At 40.3% G+C, this 4119-nt stretch carries 2 protein-coding genes; one reads left to right on the forward strand and one right to left on the reverse strand.

Features of this window, described 5'->3' with window-relative positions; all coding sequences use genetic code 11:
* A partial coding sequence (locus tag L650_RS0122670) for an immune inhibitor A domain-containing protein (protein ID WP_085065564.1) occupies positions 1–2735 on the forward strand: 2735 nt, incomplete at its 5' end.
* Between the two features lie 166 nt (positions 2736–2901).
* Here L650_RS0122670 and L650_RS24030 read toward each other — a convergent pair.
* A protein-coding gene (locus L650_RS24030; RefSeq protein ID WP_128081048.1) for an IS3 family transposase occupies positions 2902–4119 on the reverse strand; the annotation gives its coding sequence in 2 pieces (ribosomal slippage) (positions 2902–3785 and positions 3785–4119; 1219 coding nt annotated over the 2 pieces). This gene is flagged as partial in the annotation.

Below are 4119 nucleotides of genomic sequence, written 5' to 3' on the forward strand. Positions count from 1 at the left end.
ATGCAAGTGCGGCTAGCCCCAGTAGCGCGCTAAATGAGGTTAAAGTACTGGCTATCTTAATTGATTTTCCTGATTTAAAGCACGATGACAATCAGCTAGTTGATGATGATACCGATATGTATTACGAAAATTATACAAAAGAGCATTACCAACAATTGCTTTTTAATGAGGGTGGGTTTGTAGGCCCTAATAATGAAACACTTAGCAGCGTATACGATTATTATTACGACGCATCAGGCGCTAGCTTAACTTTTAGCGGGCAAGTATATGGGTGGGTTAGGGCAGATAGTAATGCAAAAACCTATGGTGAGCGCGTAGGTAACACACGCGATATAAATGCCCCCGCACTGATAAAAGAAGCAGTCGAAAAAGCCACTGCACAATTTGATATTGATTTAACGCAATATGATTTAACAGATTTAGATGATATTGACGGCGATGGCATTATCAACGAGCCAAACGGCATTATCGACCATGTTATGGTTTTTCATTCCAGTATTGGTGAAGAATCCGGTGGAGGCTATTTAGGCGTTGATGCAATTTGGTCTCACCGCTACTACGTATTTGATGAAAACAGTGAACCTGTCAGTATTGCGGGTAGTAGCGTTAAGTTATCGGGTTATACGATAAATCCAATAGATGCCAGCATAGGTGTCGTTGCGCATGAATTTGGTCACGACTTAGGTTTAGCAGATGAGTACGATTTACAGTCAAATACCGTAGGTGAGCCTGTATCGTCTTGGTCAATAATGTCTACTGGTAGCTGGGCTGGTGGGCCTAGAGGTTCACAGCCCGTTATGTTTAGTGCACAGGCGCTTGAGTATTTACAAAACAGATACCAAGGCAATTGGGTGAACCAGCTTAATTTAACCATGGAGGAAGTGAGCAGTCAGCCTCAGCAGTCGCTAGTTTATACTAGCTCACTTTCTCAGCAGCAAAGCCAAATTAAAGTGACACTTGCGCAGCAGCTAGAAAAATTTAAAACCCCGGTTGAAGGTGATTTTCAATTTTACTCTGGTACAGGTAACAACCTAACACACACGCTCTCACAAACCGTGACCTTACCTGAGGCGGCTACACCACTGACTCTTAGCTTTTTAGCTTACTACAGTATTGAGCGCGATTATGACCTTGTACAAGTAAAGGTAAATCAAACTCCTTTAGCTGGTAATTATACAATCGAGACAAATCCTTATTATGGCGATATAGGCCCGTATATAACTGGTGATTCGTTTTTACATGCAGATGCGCAGCAACCTAATGGTTTTTTAATGCATGAGTTTGATTTAACACAATATGCAGGACAAACCATTACATTAAGTATTGAGTATATTACCGATACAAACACACAGTATTATGGTTTTGTAGCCGATGATTTAAAAATAACAAACAACAATACTGTGATTTGGCAAAATAACGCAGAGCAGCCAAGTATTAACTTAGCGTTAAATGGTTTTAGCCGCGTGAGTAGTTATATTTATGCTAAACCAGCCCACTACTATATACAGCTACGTGCGCACAGAGGTGTGGATGCCGGCTTACAAGCAGAGCAATATTCACCGGGAGCTTTATTGTGGTATAGCAATAGTGCATTTGATAACAACAACACAACTGATCACCCAGGGGGTGGTTTTAATTTAGTGGTTGATGCGGATCAAAAGCCAATTTATCGCGGTACAAGTAGCACCACACTTGCAGATACACCTATACAAGTACGCGATGCTGCATTTAGTTTATATCAGCAAAGTGCAGGTTTAGGCGATCAAGACTTAGCTGCCATTAGTGAGTTTAATGATCATTTTGATTACAGCTTTACGCAGCAGGCTGAATCAGGTGTGGTGCTTACTCCCCAAGGGTTTAACTTTGAAATAGTCAGCCAACACCCTGAAAGTGAAACAGCAGAGCTTTTGCTTAGCTATGATGCGCTACAACAAATAACCACAACAGTAAACGAGGCAACCGTTAGCTTTAATGTAGCCGGTTTAAAGTTAACCCCCACAGATACATTTTTATGGGACTTTGGTGATGGGCAATCGAGTACTGAGCTAAGTCCTACACATACCTATGCCGATTACGGCACATACAGCGTTACCTTTTCGGCAATGGGTGAGACGACTACGCAAACACAAACTAAACAAATTACCATCACAAAACCGCTAGAAATTGAAAATTTAACGTATCAGTTAAACGGTGCGACTTTATCTGCTCAAGCAATCGTAACTGGCGGTAAAGCACCTTACAACATGAGTTGGCTTATAGATGGTGAACCCGTATCGCAAACTGAAAACCTAGATTACCAATTTAGCTACTCTGGAGATTATACCCTCGCGTTAATAGTAACTGATACGCAAGGAATAAGTGTTAGCCAACAGCATGCTTTGAGTGTTAATGCACCGCTGCAATTAAGTACACGCCATACGGCAAATAACTTAGCGGTACAATTTAATAGCTCACCATTAGGTGGATCTGGTAATTATACATATAGCTGGGATTATGGCGATAGCAGCCCACTAGGTATAACGCAAAACCCAAGTCATAATTACCAAGGTGCAGGTAGTTATACAGTAAAACTTGTACTCACAGACAGTCAAACCAATGAAGTTATATGTAGTGAGCTAACAGTCTCGGTACAAGAAGCGCAAAGTGAATCGTCATCAAGTGGTGGGGCAATAGGTTATTTAATTGCGCTATTAGTGATAAGTGGATTTTACCGGCGTACCAGCAATAAAGTTTAATGATTTTGTGAAGTAATACCAATCGACTTAAATGTCTAATAACTTAACACCAGTGGTATAAAAGGTGATGCTCGCTGCATTAAAAATTCTATTTAAAATAAATAGCGTAGTTATGCCAAGTGATGTTATCAGCAAAAGTGTCCCGTCCTGAAATAGGTTGACGGTTTTAATGAAAGACTTGGTGCGAAAGCGCCAGGTCTTTTTTATGCACTTGATTTGGTGTTTTCATATCCAAACTTAAGTGCGGTCGCATTTCATTGTATATAAATATCGATTCTTCAACGAGCTGTTTTAACTCTGCCATATTGCGACATTTATACAGTAAAAACTCTTGCTTTAATATCCCGTTAATACGCTCTGCTAATGCGTTTTGATAACAGTCATACCCATCGGTCATCGATGGTCTAATGCCCTCTTTTAATAGCGCATTTTGATATACTTCAGAGCAATATTGTAAACCTCTATCTGAATGATGAATGGCATCACGTTTATATACGCGTTGCTTAATTGTCATTTCTAATGCTCTGACTACATCGGTTGCTTTCATTTCATCACTCAGCTCATAACCCATTATTTTTCGACTGTAAGCATCAGTGACTAACGATAGGTAATGCACGCCTTGCGCTGACTTTACGTATGTAATGTCACTAACGAAGACTTCCTCGGCCGCAGTAGGCATGTATTCCTTTAGTAAATTGGGATGCTTGCGCATCCAATGGTTACTGTTTGTTGTTTTAGTGTAATTTTTCTTTGGTTTTACAAGAAAGTCATGCTCTCTCAAATAATCAAAAAAACAATCACGACCTAGTTTAATGCCACGCTCTTGCAGGTCTGGCTTTATCATCAGATAAAGTTTCTTCCCACCAATACGAGGCATGAATTGCCGCCAGTACATCACTAATTCTTTGACTGGCTCCAATTCTTTATTCCGAGCATCTATTCTGCGCATAGCTTGATAGTAACCTTGTCGCGTTACGCCATATGCACGGCATAACGGAGTAAGCTTTATTTGATGGTTTTCTTTTGCGCGCGTGATAGCTCGGATATGTACTTTTTTCGCAAGCCCGCTCCATATTCTTCATCCATAATATTAATCATTTCATCTTTGATTAAATCCTTTAGGCGTAACTCTTCTATCTCGCGCTCTAAACGTTTAATTTTTTGTGCTGGGGTTTCTTTCGATTTAGGCATGTTGGCTATATAAGTTGGTTTAGACCAATCTAATTTACCATGTTTTCGCAGCCATACCAGAACGGTACTGCGGCCTTGAATACCGTAATGACTTTGCGCTTGTTTATAGGTGAAGTCGCCTTTTTCTACTTGCTCAACAATAGATAATTTAAAGCCTAATGTATAATCTCGCTGAGTACGCTTAACGTCTTTA

Origin of the sequence: Pseudoalteromonas sp. TB51 (assembly GCF_000498055.1) — a bacterium.
In the GTDB taxonomy this organism is placed as follows: domain Bacteria; phylum Pseudomonadota; class Gammaproteobacteria; order Enterobacterales; family Alteromonadaceae; genus Pseudoalteromonas; species Pseudoalteromonas atlantica.